Here is an 18,966-nt window from a genome sequence, read left to right on the forward strand (position 1 = left end):
TTAATAGAAGAGAGATCGGAGGTAAAACGCATGAAGCAACAGCGCAACTGGAGATTTCTGCTGCTCAACATCGATGTAGCGATCGCGTCCATTGCGATGTGCGTGCTGGTAGGCCTTACCTTTGCCGGCGTAGTTGCACGCTATATTTTAGGCTCCCCCTTTACTTGGATTGAGGAGATTCAGGCGGCCATGATCGTCTGGGTGATTTTTGGTGCGGCCGGCGCTGCGTTCCGCACCGGCAACCATGCGGCGATCGAGGTGTTTTTTGAGTTTTTCCCCAAAGCGGTAAAGAACATAATCAACATCCTGATCCTGCTCGTGACCATTGTCACGCTGCTGTTCCTGGGCTACCTGTCCATACAGTACATGATGGTGTTCGCAAACAGCGGCCGCACCACCGCGGTGCTGCACATTTCCTATATTTTAATTTACTGCATTGTACCGGTATCCTGCATCTGGCAGATCTTCAACTTTGTGCTGGTGAATTTCTTCCATTATTCCGAGCAGGAAACCATTGAAGCGATTACGGAGGAAGAGTTCGAGGAGGCGAAGAAAGAATGAATATCATTGGTATCTCCTGCATCCTTTTGCTGGTCATGCTTTTCCTGAAAGTACCGGTGTATATCTCGGTGCTGGCGGCCTCGGCGATCTATTTCCTCGGCAATCCGGCAACCAACGCAACGATTTTCGCCCAGCAGACGCTGGCCGGCGCACAGGGTCTGTCCCTGCTGGCGATCCCGTTCTTCGTCATGGCGGGCGTATTCATGAACTATACGGGCGTTACGCGCCGCATCATGGACTGCTGCGCCGTTCTGACCGCGCGCATGCCCGGCGGTCTGGCGCAGGTTAACATCCTGCTGTCCACGCTGATGGGCGGCCTGTCCGGCTCCTCGCTCGCGGACGCGGCGATGGAAGCCAAGATGCTCGTTCCCTCTATGGAGGCGCACGGCTTCTCCAAGGCGTTCTCGACCGTTATCACCGCGGCCTCCGGCATGGTCGTGCCGCTGATTCCGCCCGGAACCGGCCTGATTATTTACGCCTGCATCAATAACATCTCGGTCGGCCAGTTGTTCGTCGCTGGCATTGGCCCCGGCCTGTTCCTGACCGCCACGCTGATGATCTTCACGCACTTTGTATCCAAAAGGCGAGGCTACAAGCCGATGCAGACGGAAAAGATATCAGCGCATGAAAAGTGGGATGCGATCCGTCCGGCGATCCTGCCCATGCTGCTGCCGATCATCATTATCGGCGGCGTGCGTATCGGCGTGTTCACCGCGAACGAGGCCGGCACGGTCGCGATCGTTTATGCGCTGGCGCTCGGCGTGCTGTACCATGAGATGAAGCTCAAGAACTTTGCCAAGGGCTGCAAGGAAACGGTCACCACCACCAGCTCGATCATGCTGATCGTCGCGGCGGCGTCCTGCTTTTCCTGGGTGCTGACCCGCGAGCAGATTCCACAGACGTTTGCCAACTGGATGACCAACGCCATCGACAACAAATACATATTCCTGCTGGTTGTCAACATCTTCCTGATCATCGTGGGCATGTTCGTAGAAGGTAATGCGTCGATGATCGTGCTCGGGCCGCTGCTGCATCCGGTTGCGCTGGCGTTCGGCATTGATCCGGTCCACTTTGCAATGGTTTATATCTTCAACTGCACAATCGGTGCGTTCACCCCGCCGATGGGTACGCTGATGTTCGTCACCTGCGGTATTACCAAGTGTCCGACCAAGGACTTTATCAGGGAAGCGGTACCGTTTTATATCCTGTTCGCGGCCGATATCCTGCTGCTGACATACTTCCCGCCACTGTCTACGTTCTTGGTTAATCTGATCTACTAAGAGAAAAATTGATAGCAAATTGGCTAAGACCCGGTGCTGCTGCGGCCGCGATTGCGCGCTGGAGAAGGCCGGGTTTTGCCGCTGTTTGAATGGAGGGCTTTGCCATGAGAGAACGGCCGTTGGTCGCTGATTTAGTGAAGGATACTTTTGTGCCGAAGATGTTCCGCGTGCGTCAGAAATTCCCGCGTCCGCGCATCGATCCGGCGGATATACCGGATATCATCCGCAGCCTGCTCAGCGAGGAAAAATTCGCCTCGCGCGTCAAGCCCGGTATGCGCATTGCCATCACCGCAGGTTCGCGCGGCGTGGCGAACGTCGCGCTGACCACCAAGTGCATCGCGGATTTTGTCAAATCCCGCGGCGCGCATCCGTTTATCGTGCCGGCGATGGGCAGCCACGGCGGCGCAACCGCCGAGGGACAGCGGGAGATTCTGGCCGGCTACGGAATTGTGGAGGAGTATGTCGGCTGCCCGATCATCTCCTCGATGGAGGTCAAGAAGATCGGCGTCAACGACGAGGGCGGCGACGTATATATTGACAAAAACGCGGCGGAGGCGGACGGCATCATCCTGGGCTGCCGCGTCAAGCCGCACACTGCGTTCCGCGGGCCGTATGAAAGCGGTCTGATGAAAATGATGGCGATCGGCCTGGGCAAGCAGTACGGCGCGGAGGTCTGCCATGCGGAGGGCTTCAAGAACATGGCGAAAAACGTGCCGCTGTTCGGCCGCTGCATCCTGAAAAACGCACCCATCCTGTTCGGCGTACCGACGATTGAGAATGCGTTCGACGAGACCTGCAAGATCGTTGCGGTCGCGGCGGAGGATATCGACGCGGTCGAGCCTGAGCTGCTCAAGGAAGCGTTTTCCTATATGCCGCGCATCCTTGTCGATTCGTGCGACGTATTGATTGTCGATCAGATCGGCAAGAATTTCAGCGGCGACGGGATGGATCCGAACATCACAGGCACATTCTGCACGCCTTACGCAACCGGCGGTATCGACGCGCAACGCGTGGCGGTACTCGACCTGAGTCCGGAAACCCATGGGAACGGCATCGGCTTGGGCTATTCCAGCGCGACGACCAAGCGCGTGTTTGACCAGCTCGATCTCGCATCCATGTACCCGAACGCGATCACCTGCACAGTGCTGGGCGGCGTGCGCATCCCGATTGTGATGGAAAGCGATAAGGAGACGATCCAGGTCTGCATCAAGAGTTGCAACGAGATCGACAAATCCAACCCGCGCGTGGTGCGCATCCCGAACAGCCTGCATCTGGAGCATATCATGCTGTCCGAATCCTATCTGGAGGAGGCAAAAAACAATCCGCAGATGGAGATCGAGTCCGAGCCGGAATACCTGCCCTTTGACGAGGACGGCAACCTTTGGTAATGCGTTTTGAGGAGTGAAATATTAAAGATGGAAGAACTAAATTACAAAAGAATAAAAGCGAGCGGATACAAGGGATATATTCTGGAGGAAGCGCCGGAGAAGATTCTGCAGTTTGGCGAGGGGAATTTTCTGCGCGCGTTCGTGGACTACTGGTTTGATGTATCGAACGAGCGCGTGGGCTGGAACGGCAAGGCGGTGCTGGTGCAGCCGATCGCGCAGGGGCTGGCGGAGCAGATCAACCGGCAGGAGGGGCTGTACACGCTGTACCTGCGCGGTCGGGAGAACGGGGAAAAGGTGGACCGGAAGCGGGTGATCTCGTCGGTGTCGCGGTGCCTGAACCCATATGAAAAGGCGGGCTACGACGCGATGATGCAGGTCGCGGAGTCGGACGATCTGGAATACATCGTGTCCAACACAACCGAGGCGGGGATTGTGTACGACCCTGCCTGCCGGAAGGAGGACTGCCCGCCGGCGTCGTTTCCGGCGAAGCTGACGCAGGTGTTGTACCGGCGCTGGCAGGCAGGGAAAAAGCCGGTGGTCATCCTCTCCTGCGAGCTGATCGACAACAACGGCAAAGAGCTGCAGAAGTGCGTGGAGCAGTACATCGGCCAGTGGGGTCTGGAGGAGGCGTTCAGAGCCTGGTGCGGGAGCTGCACGTTCTGCTCGACGCTGGTGGACCGGATCGTGCCGGGGCGCATCAAGGACGCGGCGGAAGCGGCGCGCATGGAGGAGGAAAACGGGTACCATGACGAGCTGATCGACGTGGGCGAGGTGTTCGGCGTGTGGAACATCGAGGGACCGTCGTGGCTGGAGGAGCAGCTGCCGTTCAAGGCGGCGGGGCTGAACTGTATCGTGGTGCCGGATGTGACGCCGTACAAAAAGCGCAAGGTGCGCATCCTGAACGGCGCGCATACGGGCTTTGTGCTGGGTGCGTACCTGGCGGGCTTGGATATCGTGCGGGACTGCATGCACAACGACAGCATCCGCGGCTTTATGAACAAGATGCTGTACGAGGAGGTCATCCCGACCCTGCCGCTGGATAAAAAGGACCTGGAGGAGTTCGCGGCGGCGGTGCAGGACCGGTTCAACAACCCGTTCGTGGACCATGAGCTGATGAGCATTTCGCTCAATTCGACCTCCAAATGGAAAGCGCGCAACCTGCCGAGCCTGCTGGAATATGTGGAAAAGACAGGCAGGCTGCCGGAATGCCTGAGTATGAGCCTTGCGGCGTATATCGCGTTCTATACGAGCGATGTGCAGGAGCTGACCGAAGCGGGTCTGGTGTGCAGGCGCGCGAAGGGCAACACCTATATCTGCTCGGACGACCGTTGGGCGCTGGAATTTTACTGGGCGCATAAGGACGACAGCGCGGCAGACCTGGTACACGCGGTGCTGACCAACCGGCAGATGTGGGATCAGGACCTGACGGAGATCGCGGGGCTGGAAGCCGCGGTGCTGGCGGGGCTTACGAAGATCCGCGCGGAGGGCGCGGAGGCCGCGTTCGCCTCCTGCCTGTGAGAGGGAGGATAAGATGACAAAGCTGATACGGATCACAGAGCGGGACAACGTGGCGGTGGCGCTGCATGCTGCGGCGAAGGGAGAAACGCTGAAAGCGGGAGACGCGGTGGTGACCGCGCGGGAGGATATCCCGCAGGGGCATAAGATCGCGCTCGTACCGATCGCGGCAGGGGAAGCGGTGGTGAAATACGGCTTCCCGATCGGCCATGCGACGGAGCCGGTGGAGGCGGGCAGTTGGGTGCATACGCACAACATGCGGACCAACCTGTCCGGCGAGGAGGAGTACGCCTATGAGCCGTCGGTACCCGAGATAGAGGCGGCGGAGGCGGAGACATTCCAGGGCTACCGGAGGGAGGACGGCCGTGCGGCGGTGCGGAATGAAATCTGGATCATCCCGACGGTGGGCTGCGTCAACGACGTGGCGAAAAAGCTGGTGTCGGACAACCAGGACTTGGTGAGCGGAAGCATAGACGGGCTGTACACGTTTCCGCATCCATACGGGTGCAGCCAGACGGGCGATGACCACGCGCAGACGAGGAAGCTGCTGGCGGCGCTGGCGCGGCATCCGAACGCGGGTGCAGTGCTGGTGCTGAGCCTGGGGTGCGAGAACCTGCAGCACGACCAGTTCGTAGAGGAGCTGGGGGAGTACGACGCGGAGCGCGTCAAGTTCCTCACCTGCCAGGACGTGGAGGACGAGTTCGCTGCGGGACGCACGCTGCTGGAACAGTGCGCGTCATACGCGGGACGGTACCGGCGTGAGGCGGTGCCGGTGAGCGAGCTGGTGATCGGTCTGAAGTGCGGCGGGTCGGATGGCCTGTCCGGCGTGACGGCGAACCCGACGGTAGGAGCGTTCAGCGACATGGTGATCGCGCGTGGCGGCTCGACAGTGCTGACCGAGGTGCCGGAGATGTTCGGCGCGGAGGGGATGCTGCTGAGCCGGTGCGTCAACGAGCAGGTGTTCGGGAAGGCGGCCGCCATGCTCAACAGCTTTAAGGATTACTTTATCAGCCACAACGAGACGGTGTACGAGAACCCGTCGCCGGGGAACAAGAAAGGCGGCATCACGACGCTGGAGGACAAGTCGTGCGGGTGCGTGCAGAAGGGCGGCACGGCGCCGGTGGCGGACGTGATCGGGTACGGGGAGCAGGTAACGGCGCACGGCCTGAGCCTGCTGTACGGGCCTGGGAACGATCTGGTATCAGCGACAGCGCTGACCGCGGCGGGCGCGCATATTGTGCTGTTCACGACGGGACGCGGGACGCCGTTCGGCGCGCCGGCGCCGACGGTAAAGATCGCGAGCAACAGCGGCCTTGCGGCGCGCAAGCCGGGATGGATCGACTTTGACGCGGGTCCGGTAGCGGACGGCGAGCCGATCGCGGAGGCGGCGAAGCGGTTGTACGCGCTGGTGCTGGACATCGCGGGCGGCAGACCCTCCAAAACTGAGCTGCTGGGCTACCGTGAAATCGCCATCTTTAAAAACGGCGTTACGCTGTAAATAAAAAGCTTAGCCGTTATATAATGGAAATCACCCCGTGGGCAGAGACGCCGCGGGGTGATTTTATTGTAAGCGAAAACCACCGGTACAGCCGGTGGTTATGATTTTTTGAAAAAACGGATTGTGTAATCTGCGTGAGGGGTGTGTGCATTCCGGTTTCTGCTATACAAGGGAAGGAAAGTGCTATAATGGGAAAGAAGTTGAGAAATGCAAACCTTTTGCGTGGATATAGTGATAAACGACAGCATTTAGAAACAGGATAATAGCCCTCTCTTCAGCGGTAGGTCTCCGCTGGAGAGGGGGCTTTTGACGGAATAAAGCGAGCTGGCGTCAGGAAACGCTTGCAGGCAGCTTGCGGGTCGTTTCACGGATGACGAGCTTGTGAGAAATAATTACTTTCTGTGCAATATAGTTAGCGTCGGCGATTCGGTCGGAAAGCATGTTGAACGCTGTTTTACCCATTTCGTAGGCCGGCTGCTCCACTGTGGAAAGATGGGGGGAAACGCATTCGGTCAGGTAAGTCCCGTCAAAGCCGAGGATATCCAGATCAGAGCCGGGCTTGAGCCCGTGGTCATAGGCGTAATTCAGAGCGCCTAATGCGGTCAGATCACTGTAACAAAAGATTGCGGTCGGCTTTTCCGGGAGCTTCATCAGCGCTTCCACGCAATTGTAGCTGTCTAAATAATGGTTGTTACAGATCATTTTGTAGGATGGAACATAAGGGATGCCATGGTCGTTGAGCGCATCCATGTAACCGGCTAAGCGCTTCTTTTCAAACGGGATATTATTCGAGCTAGTGATCATGGCGATGCGCTGGTTCCCGAGGCTGATGAGATAAGAAGTGGCGTCATAGGCGGCGGCTGTGTCGTCAATGCTGACATAGCTGATGTTCGAGCCTTCCGCGATCGCGCCGCATTGAATGATAGGGTACCGTGCGGACAGATCGTTGAGCTGGTCGTTGGGCAGAGAGGTGGTGAACAGAATCACGCCGTCTACCAGGCCGGAAGTCAGCATGTTCAGGTATTTAGTTTCTTTCTCATAGTTTCGGTGTGTAACAGCCATCAGCGTATCATAGCCGGCGGCGCTGGCGCGATGCTCCACGCCTCTCAGAATGGTTGAGAAATAGGGATTCTCCAGCGAAGGGAGCAAAACAAGAATACTGTTTTTTTTCTTGGAATCTGTTTTGGACGAGCTTCTGGGCTTATAGCCGGTGGTGGCGATCACCTGCAGGATCCGCTGCCGCGTACCAGGCGCCACATGCGGATCAGCGTTTAGGACGCGGGAGACGGTTGCTGTGGAAGTTTCAGCAAGCACTGCGATATCGCTAATGGTGATCATAGCGGCATCCTCCTGTTTATATATGTAAATTGCAGTTTGATTATATACCATCCCCACAAAGAAAGCAAGAAAAATACACAAAAATATTGATTGATATATGGTTATTATATAGAAAATAAATAAGACATATTGACTTTATGTAAATTTGGATGTAAATTACAAACATAAAATATATAATTTACAAATTGGTTACATGGAAATGACGGAGGTGCTGAATTGGAAAAATACATTATTGAAAAGGAGCAGCAGATACCGGTATACGCGGAAACCGATGTTTTGGTGGTCGGCGGTGGGCCGGCCGGTGTCTGTGCGGCGGTCAGTGCGGCACGGCAGGGGGCCAGAGTTCTGTTGATGGAGCGGTATGGTTATCTGGGCGGCATGTCGACAGGGGGCTTTGTCCTTCTGGTGGACTGCATCTGCGATGGGAAAGGCAATCTGGTGATCAAGGGGCTTGTGGAGGAAATGCTGGACCGTCTGCGCGGGGTAAACGGCCTGATCGAACCCGACGAAGCGACGCGTGGTTCTTCCAAGTTGGAGGACATCCTGAAGTGGCGGCGATACGGTGCAACAGGCGGCGAGGATAAAATTGTTCGCTGGAGTCCGGTTATCGATCCGGAACTGATGAAATGCGTGTGCAATGATATGGCGCTCGAATCGGGCGTGCAGCTTTTGTTCCACGCCTGGTTCAGCAGGGCATACATGGTGGATAATAAGGTGCGCGGCGCGATTTTTGAAAGTAAGTCCGGTCGCCAGGCCGTTCTGGCAGATATTGTGATCGACTGCACAGGCGATGGCGATGTATTTTACACGGCGGGCGAGGAATATACAACAGGCAACCTGCCTCTTGGACTGGTATTCCGAGTCGCCAATGTGGATTGTGAAAAGGCCGAGCAGTTTCTGAGCATCCCAGGCAAGGATGAGCAGGTGTCGGCGGATATCAAGGCGGTGCGCGGCATCAACGGCGGCTACAGCTTCGGGGAATTGCCGCAGGGCTTCTATATGAGGAGCAACATCGATAACGTGGTGTGGTTTAACAATACGCTGGCAGGCAGCGCGGTAAGCGTGGATGATCTGACCAAGGTGGAGATCGAGATACGGCAGGCCATGCTGCGGACGCTGGAGTATTTCAGGAAAAATGTGCCGGGCTTTGAAAATGCGGTGGTGATTGACACGGCACCCCAGGTCGGCGTGAGGAGCAGCCGCATGCTGTGTGGGGAATACACAATCACGCGAAAGGAACTGATGGAGGGCGCGAGCTACAGCGATGCAGTGGTGTTCGCCCAGCCGCCATATCGCGGATTCCAGCCGGAGGATGTGCTGAAACAGATCCCGTACCGTTGCTTTGTTCCCAAGCATACGGAGGGGCTGCTGGTGGCCGGCCGCTGCATTTCCGGTGATTTCGGTGCGATTGAGCTGCTGCGCGTCGTACCGACTGCGATGCTGATGGGACAGGCGTGCGGTACCGCGGCGGCGATTGCAGTACAGGATAAGGTTGCGGCTCGGGATGTGGATGTGAAAAAGCTGCAGAGCAGCCTGAGAAAACAAAACGTGTGGATGCCTGTTACAGAGTAAGAAAGGGAGAAAAGAAATGCCAGAAATCAAATATTTTGAGGATTACCAGATCGGCGAGGTCCAGATCTCGTCCGGCCGCACGATGACGGAAGCAGATATCCGCCTGTTCATCGGCTGTTCGGACAACACGCATCCGGTTCATGTGGACGCCGAATACTGCAAGAAATTCCCTGCGATCGGCAGGCCGATCATCCAGGGCATTCTGACGCTGGGTGTCGCGGATGGCTTTATGGCAAAGGAGGTATCCCCGACCAAGGTGCCCTCCGTTCATTACGGCCATGAGAAAATCCGTTATATCCATCCCGTTTATCCAGGGGATACCATCCATTGCCGGTTTGAGGTCGTGGATAAGGCGATCAAAAACGAGGAATTTGGTGTTGTGACCTGGAACGTGCTGGTTTTGAACCAGAACGACGAGCCGGTCCTGTTCCATGTGGATAAGCAGTATATCGGCAGAAAGCCTGCGGCGGCAGAGGAAAAGGAGCAGGGCAAGTGAGCGCACCGTTAAAAAACGTGAAAATACTGGGCTTCACGCATTTTGCCCAGGGGCCGTTTGCCCTGCAACTGCTCGGCGACTTGGGCGCGGAAGTCATCAATATTGAGCGGCCAGGGACAGGGGATTTTAACCGCCATGTTGCGCCGGATGAAAAGCTCGGCGGGGAAGGGCCGTTTTTCCTTGCGATGAACCGCAACAAGCAGGGCATCACACTGGATCTGAAAAGGCCGGAGGCAAAGGAGATCGTCAAAAAGCTGATTCGTGAGTCCGACGTCGTGGTATCGAATTACCGTGCCGGCGTGCTTGATAAGCTTGGCTTGGGTTATGAGGACGGGAAGAAACTCAACCCGCGGATCATCTATTGCGAAGCGATGGGTTACGGTAGCTCAGGCCCTTATGTAAAGCTGCCCGGACAAGATCTGCTGGCACAGGCGATGAGCGGCTACTGCAATATCTGCGGCACGGAGGGGCAGCCGGCAACCGGCGGTATCTATGTGGTGGATATGTACAGCTCTCTGATGTTGGTCGTCGGTATCCTGGCGGCACTCAACCATGTGAAGGATGGGGGAAACGGACAAAAGGTTGAAGTAAATCTGCTCAACTCTGCCCTGCACATGCAGTCACAGGAGCTGTGCTACTACATAAATACCGGTATCATGCCGAAAAAATCCAGGGATTATACGGGACATCCGCTGCAGGAAGCCCCGTACGGCATCTATAAAACGAAAAACGGCTTCCTTGCCATGGCAATCAACGCGGGGCAGGATATGAAGCGATTTTCCGAAATCATCGGCCTGCCGGCATTATATGAGATGATGCCGAACAAAGCGGTTATGCTGCGGGATAAGGAAAAGCTGCATGCGCTGATCGCGCCGCAGATTGAAAAACAGGATACCGAGTACTGGCTGGAGCGTTTCCAGGCGGATGGGTTCTGGGTCGCCAAGGTTAATACCTACGAGGATGTGCTGCACGACCCACAGGTTGCGCATAACCAGATTATTCGGACCATCCATCATCCGGTCGCGGGGGATTTCAAGGCGGTCATCGCGCCGATAGACTTCAGTGAGACGCCGGTCGAGATCCGGTGTGCTCCGCCCACGCTGGGGCAGGATAACCGCAAGGTTCTTTCGCATCTTGGCTACAGCGATGCGGAGATCGATGCACTGGAAGCGTCCGGCGTTTTATAAGGATAGTTGATGCGACAGACAAATACATAGAAAGACGGAGGTTTAATCATGAAACTGCGAAAGATTATTGCAATGCTTACCGCAACAGCAATGGCAGCGGCGGCCCTGACCGGCTGCGGCGGCTCAAAGGAATACCCGTCCCAGAATATTTCCGTTATTTGTCCGTATTCGGCCGGCGGCACGACCGACCTGTGCGTGCGCGGCATGACGGAATCCATTCCGGACGGTGTGCTGCCGTCGGGTGTGAATATTACCGTCAATAACGTGACCGGCGGCGCGGGGCTTGTTGGCGCGAACCAGTTCCGGAATTCCTCCTCGGATGGATATACGCTCGGTATCGTAAACTGTGACCTGGTATTGAGCAAGGTGAACGGAAACACCGATATTTCTTATGACGAATTCACCCCGCTGGCCTGCCTGATGAAGCAGCCGAACCTGATCCTTGTCAGCGCGGACGCCCCGTACGATACGTTTGAGGAATTTGTGGAATACGCGAAAGCGCATCCGGGCGAAGTCAAGGTCGGCAATACCGGCGAGGGTACGCTGACCAAATTGAGCGCGCAGTCCTTTGAGCAGGCGCTCGGCTTGGAGTTTACCTATGTTAATTATGACGGCGATACCAACAGTATCACCGGCGTGGTAGCGGGCGAGGTAGATATGACCTGCTGCTCTGCAGCGCCCGCGATCGGGCAGCTTACTGCCGGCACGATCAAGGCGCTGGCGATCACGGATAATGAACGCACGGAGATGTTTCCGGATGTTCCGGCAATGGGCGAGCTGTATGACGAGTTGAAGGATATCCGGATTCTGACCTGGGTCTACCTTGCAATTAAGAACGACGCGCCGGAGGAGGTTGTGACCTACCTGCAGGACGCGTTTGCACAGGCGAGCGCAACCGAGGAGTTTGAAGAGACGCTGGCGGCGTTCAGTATCATGCCGGCAGAGTTTGAGGGGACGGACGGCGCGCTGCAGTTTATGCAGGAGCAGTACGAGTTCTACGATTCGCTGATCAACTGAAAGCCGCGGGCAGGGCGGTGGAATGCAAAAGTCGTAAGCGTCAAATAAAGCAACGGATTGTTGGTAGAGGTAGAGTGTGAGAAAATAAGGATAAAAGTTGCAGTGGATAGCATTAAGGGAAGTCAAAGGAAGCAGAGGAGCTGGGAAAAATGACAATTCGGGAAAGACATCGGGAGCAGCAAGTGGCCCAATGGACGGAGCTCGTACAGGAATGCCGGAGCAGCGGGCAAACAGTAACGGGATGGTGCGATGAACGGGACATCAGCACAAAGACGTATTACCGATGGGAGAAAAGAGTATTGCAGCGAAGTGGCCACGGGATAAAAAAGGTGGAAAGAGTACCGGCAGAAAAAAAGGCGGCTGAATTTGTAGAGCTGAGAGTGAGGAAGGAAGGGATGTGGAACAGGGAGTTTCTTCAGACTGCTCCAGAGGGGAAACAGTCGGCAGTAACAGTGGTGGTAAAGGGGCGAGGGATAGAAGTTGAGATTTATGCGGGAGTGGAGCTGCCGGTGATAGAGGCGATCTGCCGATCGGTGTGCCATGCTGAATGATTTTCGCGGCGCGGAAAAAGTGTATATAGCCTGTGGGTACACAGATCTGCGGAAAGGGATCGACGGCCTGGCGACATTGGTACAGCGGCAGTTCCATCTGGACCCGTTCAGCAATACGCTGTTCCTGTTCTGCGGTTACCGGCGGGATCGGATCAAGGGGCTGTATTGGGAGGGGGATGGATTTGTTCTGGTATATAAGCGGTTAGAAGCAGGCGCCTTCCAGTGGCCGCGGAACGGAGATGAGGCGCGCCAGTTGACAGGCCAGCAGTACCGCTGGCTTATGGAAGGGTTAAAGATCGAACAGCCCAAAGCGCACAAAGCGGTGACTGGCCTGAGTATGATATAGCGTTGAAAAATCGGATGCTATTTTCCTCGAAATCCCTTGAAATGCTGGTGTTTTAAGGGGTTTTGTGTTATAATGAGAATATGAAAAATGAAGTGAATATTATCACAAGCAACACGGAAATGGTGACCATTTCCCGTGCGGAATATGAGTCTCTGAAGGCGGAAAGAGACGAGCTGAACCAGAAGCTGGACTGGCTGATGGAGCAGATGCGTCTTGCCAAAAAGAAAGTCTATGGGGCATCGTCCGAGCAGACGAAGGAAGAACTGGCAGGCCAGTTGAGCCTGATGTTTGATGAAACGGAAGCGTGGCTGTCTGCTAAAAGGACTTCCGTAACGGAGAGCAAGGTTGTTGCCCACACCCGGCAGAAGCGGTCTTCCCGTGTGGAGGAGGTACTGCCGGACAATGTTCCTGTTGAGGTGGTAGAACACCGTGTCCCGGAGTCTGAGCGTAACTGTCCTGAATGCGGTACACTCATGACGGAGATTGGGAGTGAGGTTCGCCGTACTCTGGTGATGATCCCCGCCCAGGTGAAGATCCGGGAAGATGTTTATTTTACATACGCCTGCCAGAACTGCAAGCAGACGGGGACGGAAACACCTGTCCTGAAAGCCGAAAAAGAGCCTCCCCTGATCTCAGGCAGCTACGCCTCCCCAGAGGCTGTGGCTCATATCATGGTCCAAAAGTTTGTGATGTACGCTCCGCTGTACCGGCAGGAACAGGAATGGAATCGGGCTGGGGTGATGCTCTCCCGGCAGACGATGAGCAACTGGGTGTTGCGGGTGGCGGAGGATTGGCTGCGGCCCATCTATGACCAGATGCACCAACAGTTGCTTCAGCGAGAGGTCCTCCACGCGGATGAGACGACTCTGCAGGTGCTGAAACTGGAAGGGCGGACGGCCAGGAGCAAGTGCTATATGTGGCTGTACCGGACCGGTGGAGACGCCGGGCACCCCATTGTCCTGTATGAGTACCAGCAGAGCCGAAAGGCGGAGAATGCCGAGGCGTTCCTCAAGGGCTTTACGGGCTGGCTCCATGCTGATGGTTATTCCGGCTACCACCGATTGCCGGAGAACATCCGGGTGGTTGGCTGCTGGGCGCATCTGCGGCGAAAGTTTGACGAAGCGGTGAACGCCTTGCCAAAAGAGCAGCAGACGGGCTGCGCGGCGTTGGAGGGACTGCAATACTGCAATGTTCTCTTCGCCATTGAAAAGGAACTGGCGGATCTGCCGCCGGAAGAACGGTACAAACAGCGTCTGATCCGGTCCAAACCGGTGATGGACGCTTTGTTGGCATGGGCGGAAACAAAAACCGCCCCGCCCAAGTCCTCTTTGGGAAAGGCGCTGTATTATCTGCGGGAGCAGTGGCCATATCTAAAATGCTTTTTGGAGGACGGGCGGCTGGAAATAAGCAACAACCGGGCAGAACGGAGTATGAAACCCTTTGTGATGGGGCGGAAGAACTGGCTGTTTGCAAATACGGAAGGCGGGGCCCAGAGCAGCGCCATTGTTTACAGCCTGATTGAAACGGCCAAGGAAAACGACCTTGACCCATACCGGTATCTGGTCTATGTGCTGTCCAGGGCGCCATCTATGGCCGTGGCTGACAGAGAGTGGGCCACAAAACTGACGCCGGATCTTGTTCCGGTGCAATATCGCAGGGGCCAGGAGGACTCTACAATATAGGTTTTTTAATGGACTGACCGAAAGGCCGGTCCATTTTTTTCGACATTTTCCACCAAAGGGGAACTACAGAGCCTCACAGGTAATCCCTTCCATCCCTTATGCTTTGCATGAAGGGAGGTGAGGAAAATGGAAGCAAGCTTTGATGGAGCAAAACTGCGCGAAGTACGCAAAGACCGAGGCAAGACACAAGCGATGCTGGCCGTAAAAATGGGCACTTCTATTCGCCATGTACGAGCCTTGGAGACCGGTGAGAAGACAAACCCATCCGCATGTCTTCTCTGTAAAGTAGCCGTGGCTTTGGATGTCCCGATGGAAACATTTATGCGGATCCAGCCAGAAGAAGGGGATGAACTTGTATAAAGCAAAAGGAGATGAAACCTTGCCCTACCTAAATGCGACTTGTGATCTGTTGTACAGCCTTGGAGTAACCGCGAATTATAAGGGGTTTCTTCATACTACCTACGCAGTGTCTCTGTGTATGGAACGGCAAGACAGGCTTCTGTTGGTAACAAAATGGCTTTATCCTGATGTTGCCAGGAGATATGGGACGAACTGGAAGGCAGTGGAACGTAATATCCGAACCGTATCCAGGATTGCGTGGATACGCAACCGCGTACTCCTGGAATCCCTTGCGCAAAGGCCTCTTGACAGGCATCTATGTTCTACCGAATTCCTCGCGGTTCTTTTCCATGCGGTTTACTCCGCTGAATTCCAGGATCTTTCTTCATCTAAATCCTAAATCCCATTTACTGTCCAATCTCAAAGGGCGCAGGTTGCAAATTTACCTGCGCCCTTTCTCTTGGCTTATTTTACGCTTACCAAAAGTCCCGCCGCCCCGCCTATTATGCAGGAAAGGAAGCCTTAGATGAAAAAATACAACTACATCGTGGCTGCGGTGCTGCTTGTGGTCGGTATTGGGATGATCGTCGGCACGATGGATTTTCCCTATCATGGCCTGTCGGACATCGGCGGCGGCTTTTGGCCCAAGCTGCTGGGTGGAGCGCTGCTCCTCTGCTCGATTGGTCTTGCGCTGGAAACAGCGCTGAAAAAGCAGCCGGACGAGGGTCACGATCGATTTCCGCTCAGAAGGCATGAAGCGGGTATTGATTGCGCTGGGGATCATGGTCGTATTTTCCGTTCTGACCTATATTTTGGGTTTCTTCGTGGGTACGTTTTTTATGGTCATCTCCTGTGCGATTCTGCTGGGCGAGCGTAACAAAGTGAAGCTGCTTGCAATACCGGTTGGCGTTATTGTCTTTATCTATGTGGTGTTTGAAATGGTGCTCCATACCAACCTGCCGGCCGGCATATTGTTTTAGGAGGGAAAAAGCATATGATGGAGTATTTTGTTTCCGCTCTGACGCAAGTGGTGCAGCCGCTGAACCTGGCGGTCATTCTGCTTGGGACGATTGTCGGTATCCTTGCCGGCGCGATGCCCGGCTTGTCGTCGATCATGGCGTTGACCATTGTCACCCCGTTTACCTTTTCCCTGGGCGGCAATTCAGGTATCCTTATGCTGCTCGGCGTGTTCTGTGGCGCGATCTACGGCGGTTCGATCACCGCTATCCTGATCAACACGCCGGGGACGGCGAATTCGGCCGCGACCTGTCTGGACGGGTACCCGATGTCCCGTCATTCGCCCGGGCGTGCACTGGCAATCTCTACGATGGCGTCCACGTTCGGCGGCCTGTTCAGTGCGCTCGCATTGTTCTTTACAGCGCCGATGCTGGCGAAAGTGGCGTTGAACTTCGGTGCGCCGGAATATTTTGCGCTTGGCATCTTCGGCCTGAGTATCGTGACGGGTATTTCCTCCAAATCGGTATTTAAGGGCATTATCGGTGCGATTATCGGCCTTGCGCTCGCCACGGTCGGCATCGATGTAATCAGCGGCCAGCCGCGGTTTGCTTTTGGCAGCGTGTACCTGATGGGCGGCATTGCGTATATCCCGCTGCTGATCGGCGTATACGCATTTGCGCAGGGATTGACGCTGATTGAGGAAAAAGTGACGGAAAAAGCAAAAAAGGATATCAAGCTGGAACGGATATTGCCGACTTGGGCGGATATTAAAAAAACATCTCCGACGATTTTGGGCTGCAGCGTGATTGGTACGATTATCGGTGCTATCCCCGGAACGGGCGGCGATATCGCCTCCTGGCTGGGATACACGCAGGCGAAGCGCTTTGCAAAGGATTCCTCGCAGTTCGGCAAGGGTGACCCGCGCGGTATCGCGGCGCCGGAATCGGCGAACAATGCGGTGTCGGGCGGCGCGTTGATCCCGCTCCTGACGCTTGGCATTCCGGGAGACGCAGGCTCTGCGGTCATGTTGGGTGCGCTGATGATGCAGGGTATCATTCCCAGCCCGCTTTTGTTTGAGAACCAACCGGTACAGGTGTATATCATTATTTTTGGCTTGATCGCAGCGAATATCTGCATGGGGCTGCTCGGTTTTGGCGGTATCCGGATATTCTCCAAGATTTCCGGCGTACCCAAGGAAATACTGACGCCGATTATCTTTGTGTTCTGTTGCGTGGGTACTTTCTGTATGAACCATAATGTATATGATATTTTCTTCATGCTGATTGCCGGCGCGGTAGGCTATTTCCTGATCAAGCTGGACTTTGCCATGCCGCCGGTGATTTTGGGCCTGATCCTGGGGCCGACGATTGAGAAAAACCTGCAGAAAGCGCTGGTCCTTTCGGATGGCAGCTTTTCCATTTTCTTCACGCATCCGATCTCCTGTGTCCTGATTGTTATTGCGGTGGTTTCTCTGATGCTGCCGCTGATTACCTACTTTGTTAAAAAGAAGCAAGGGAAGAACGAAGAAGCCGCTGCAGAATAAAAGGAGGAAATACATTATGAAGAAGATTATCAACCGGCCGGAGGATTATACGGATGATATGCTGCGCGGCATCTACGCGGCGCATGGTGATGCGGTCAAATACGCGGCGGGCGACCTGCGCTGCTATTGTACCGCTCACAAAACGCCCGGTAAGGTGGCGATTGTGACCGGCGGCGGCACAGGCCACCTGCCGCTGTTCCTTGGCTATGTGGGAGAGGGGATGCTGGATGGCTGCGGCGTGGGCAGCGTGTTTCAGTCGCCTTCTGCGGAACAGATCTTCCAGATATCCAAGGAGGTCGAGGCAGGGGCCGGCGTGCTGTACCTGTACGGCAATTATACGGGCGACATCATGAATTTTGACATGGCGGCCGAGCTGTGCGAAATGGAGGATATTGAAACACGTTCCATTGTGGGAGCGGATGATGTGAACTCCAGTACCGATCCGGACAAGCGCCGCGGCGTGGCCGGCATATTCTATATGTATAAATGCGCGGCCGCGAAAGCGGCGGAGGGCGGCACCCTTGAGGAGGTGTTCGCCGCTGCGCAGAAAGCAAAGGAGTACACCCGCACAGCCGGTTTTGCGTTGACGCCATGCGTGCTGCCTGAACTGGGACATGCGAATTTCACGCTTGAGGAGAACGAAATGGCCATGGGTATGGGCATCCACGGAGAACCGGGCATCTGGAACGGGCCGGTCAAAACCGCCGATGAAATTGCCGCGGAATCCTTGGAAACGCTGCTGCAGGACATGCCGCTGGTGCCGGAGGACGAGGTGGCGCTGCTCATCAATGGTCTTGGCGCGACATCGGTGGAGGAGCTGTATATCCTGTCCGGAAGTGTTACGCGGCTCCTGCAGGAAAAGGGGGTTAAGCTGTACCGGACCCATGTCGGCGAGTACGCGACAAGTATGGAAATGGCCGGCGCTTCCATCAGCCTTTGCAAGATTGCGGATGAGGAAATGAAGCGGTGGCTGGACGCGCCGGTCTGCACGCCCTTTTACTGCCAGAAGTGACAGGGGGCGTGAAAATGGATAAGATCACAGCGGAGCAGCTTCCGGCGCTGTATGAATGCGTTGCGGAGGTGTTCGCGGAAAAAAAGGATGAACTTTGCGCGATGGACGCTAACATGGGCGACGGAGATCTGGGTCTTACGATGCAGAAGGGTTATGCGGCCTTGCCTGACCTGATACGGGAAGAAATGCAGGAGGACGTCGGAAAAACGCTGATGAAAGCGGGGATGCGGATGGCCTCGGTTGTGCCTTCCACAATGGGAACGCTGATGGCTTCCGGTATCATGGAGGCGGGAAAGGCGCTGAAAGGAAAGAACGAGATGGGGCCGGCTGACCTGAGCGCGTATTTTACTGCGTTTGCGGCCGGTATCCAGAAGCGCGGAAAATGCAGCAGGGGGGAGCGAACGATCCTGGATGCGGTCGGCGCAGCCGCTGACCGGGCATCGGCGTGCCTGGAAGCAACCCCGGACGCTGGGCTGGCGCAGGTAATGGACGCGGCGGTGTCCGGAGCGGAGGCGGGCGTAGAAGCCAGCCGCGCCATGATGCCCAAATACGGGAAAGCCGCGGTGTTTGCCGCGAAAGCTATCGGTATACCGGACCAGGGGGCGACAGCCGGTATGTATATGCTGAAAGGCATGGCGCGATATATCCGGTGAAAATGGCGGCGAAATGAGCCTGATTACCAGA

The 18,966-nt window shown here is 55.8% G+C and carries 20 protein-coding genes; 19 read left to right on the top strand and 1 reads right to left on the bottom strand.

Translation table 11 applies throughout. The features are described from left to right. The first annotated feature begins 30 nt into the window (after positions 1-30). The 5 genes from RX717_RS05590 to RX717_RS05610 all read left to right on the top strand — a co-directional run bounded on the left by RX717_RS05590 (position 31) and on the right by RX717_RS05610 (position 6,242). On the top strand, positions 31-561 hold the full coding sequence (locus tag RX717_RS05590; protein WP_054328448.1) for a TRAP transporter small permease: 531 nt from the start codon (positions 31-33) through the stop codon (positions 559-561). Then, positions 558-1,841, top strand: coding sequence for a TRAP transporter large permease (locus RX717_RS05595; protein ID WP_107631530.1), 1,284 nt, complete (start codon positions 558-560; stop codon positions 1,839-1,841). Before RX717_RS05590 ends, RX717_RS05595 begins: the two co-directional genes overlap by 4 nt. 104 nt (positions 1,842-1,945) lie before the next feature. Continuing rightward, on the top strand, positions 1,946-3,229 hold the full coding sequence (locus RX717_RS05600) for a lactate racemase domain-containing protein (RefSeq protein ID WP_107630738.1): 1,284 nt from the start codon (positions 1,946-1,948) through the stop codon (positions 3,227-3,229). A gap of 27 nt (positions 3,230-3,256) precedes the next feature. Further along, complete coding sequence (locus RX717_RS05605) at positions 3,257-4,747, top strand: tagaturonate reductase (protein WP_107630737.1); 1,491 nt, start codon at positions 3,257-3,259, stop codon at positions 4,745-4,747. Between the two features lie 13 nt (positions 4,748-4,760). Then, positions 4,761-6,242, top strand: coding sequence for a UxaA family hydrolase (locus RX717_RS05610; RefSeq protein WP_107630736.1), 1,482 nt, complete (start codon positions 4,761-4,763; stop codon positions 6,240-6,242). A gap of 330 nt (positions 6,243-6,572) precedes the next feature. On the opposite strand, the gene RX717_RS05615 is transcribed toward RX717_RS05610, so the two are convergent. Further along, on the bottom strand, positions 6,573-7,580 hold the full coding sequence (locus tag RX717_RS05615) for a LacI family DNA-binding transcriptional regulator (protein WP_159068049.1): 1,008 nt from the start codon (positions 7,578-7,580) through the stop codon (positions 6,573-6,575). Positions 7,581-7,796: 216 nt separating this feature from the next. Between RX717_RS05615 and RX717_RS05620 the strand changes: the two genes are divergently transcribed. From RX717_RS05620 to RX717_RS05685, 14 genes are all read left to right on the top strand, one after another. After that, entirely contained in the window at positions 7,797-9,152 is a 1,356-nt protein-coding gene (locus tag RX717_RS05620; protein ID WP_147573857.1) for an FAD-dependent oxidoreductase, read from the top strand. Positions 9,153-9,168: 16 nt separating this feature from the next. Beyond that, positions 9,169-9,648: a MaoC family dehydratase gene (locus tag RX717_RS05625; RefSeq protein ID WP_054326087.1), complete on the top strand. Its 480-nt coding sequence runs from the start codon at positions 9,169-9,171 to the stop codon at positions 9,646-9,648. Continuing rightward, positions 9,645-10,835 (top strand): CaiB/BaiF CoA transferase family protein, encoded by a 1,191-nt coding sequence (locus RX717_RS05630; RefSeq protein ID WP_147573856.1) that lies wholly within the window; start codon positions 9,645-9,647, stop codon positions 10,833-10,835. Before RX717_RS05625 ends, RX717_RS05630 begins: the two co-directional genes overlap by 4 nt. 48 nt (positions 10,836-10,883) lie before the next feature. Next, the gene (locus RX717_RS05635; RefSeq protein ID WP_107630731.1) at positions 10,884-11,852 is read left to right on the top strand and encodes a tripartite tricarboxylate transporter substrate binding protein; all 969 of its coding nucleotides are present in this window, start codon (positions 10,884-10,886) and stop codon (positions 11,850-11,852) included. A 149-nt stretch (positions 11,853-12,001) separates the two neighbouring features. Further along, positions 12,002-12,403, top strand: a complete 402-nt coding sequence (gene tnpA, locus RX717_RS15970; RefSeq protein ID WP_054328539.1) for an IS66 family insertion sequence element accessory protein TnpA — start codon at positions 12,002-12,004, stop codon at positions 12,401-12,403. Beyond that, positions 12,393-12,749, top strand: a complete 357-nt coding sequence (gene tnpB, locus RX717_RS05645) for an IS66 family insertion sequence element accessory protein TnpB (RefSeq protein ID WP_054328538.1) — start codon at positions 12,393-12,395, stop codon at positions 12,747-12,749. The genes tnpA and tnpB overlap by 11 nt, the downstream gene beginning before the upstream one ends. An 80-nt stretch (positions 12,750-12,829) precedes the next feature. Further along, the gene (gene tnpC, locus RX717_RS05650) at positions 12,830-14,431 is read left to right on the top strand and encodes an IS66 family transposase (RefSeq protein ID WP_316960201.1); all 1,602 of its coding nucleotides are present in this window, start codon (positions 12,830-12,832) and stop codon (positions 14,429-14,431) included. 126 nt (positions 14,432-14,557) lie between these two features. After that, entirely contained in the window at positions 14,558-14,791 is a 234-nt protein-coding gene (locus RX717_RS05655; RefSeq protein WP_054328537.1) for a helix-turn-helix domain-containing protein, read from the top strand. Then, complete coding sequence (locus RX717_RS05660) at positions 14,778-15,170, top strand: sporulation initiation factor Spo0A C-terminal domain-containing protein (protein WP_082397430.1); 393 nt, start codon at positions 14,778-14,780, stop codon at positions 15,168-15,170. The genes RX717_RS05655 and RX717_RS05660 overlap by 14 nt, the downstream gene beginning before the upstream one ends. 126 nt (positions 15,171-15,296) lie before the next feature. Beyond that, positions 15,297-15,647 (top strand): tripartite tricarboxylate transporter TctB family protein, encoded by a 351-nt coding sequence (locus RX717_RS05665; RefSeq protein WP_316960679.1) that lies wholly within the window; start codon positions 15,297-15,299, stop codon positions 15,645-15,647. Next, the gene (locus RX717_RS05670) at positions 15,553-15,750 is read left to right on the top strand and encodes a tripartite tricarboxylate transporter TctB family protein (protein WP_316960658.1); all 198 of its coding nucleotides are present in this window, start codon (positions 15,553-15,555) and stop codon (positions 15,748-15,750) included. The genes RX717_RS05665 and RX717_RS05670 overlap by 95 nt, the downstream gene beginning before the upstream one ends. A 14-nt stretch (positions 15,751-15,764) precedes the next feature. After that, positions 15,765-17,270 carry a tripartite tricarboxylate transporter permease gene (locus RX717_RS05675; RefSeq protein ID WP_199855177.1) on the top strand — a complete coding sequence of 502 codons (1,506 nt, stop codon included), beginning with the start codon at positions 15,765-15,767 and terminating at the stop codon, positions 17,268-17,270. A gap of 16 nt (positions 17,271-17,286) precedes the next feature. Continuing rightward, a complete protein-coding gene (locus tag RX717_RS05680; RefSeq protein ID WP_107630730.1) occupies positions 17,287-18,282 on the top strand; it encodes a dihydroxyacetone kinase subunit DhaK in 996 nt (331 codons plus the stop codon). Positions 18,283-18,296: 14 nt separating this feature from the next. Further along, positions 18,297-18,935 carry a dihydroxyacetone kinase subunit L gene (locus RX717_RS05685; RefSeq protein ID WP_054326092.1) on the top strand — a complete coding sequence of 213 codons (639 nt, stop codon included), beginning with the start codon at positions 18,297-18,299 and terminating at the stop codon, positions 18,933-18,935. The last annotated feature ends 31 nt before the right edge of the window (positions 18,936-18,966 follow it).

The sequence above is a fragment of the Intestinibacillus sp. NTUH-41-i26 genome (assembly GCF_032769475.1).
Taxonomy (GTDB): Bacteria; Bacillota; Clostridia; order Oscillospirales; family Butyricicoccaceae; genus Agathobaculum; species Agathobaculum ammoniilyticum.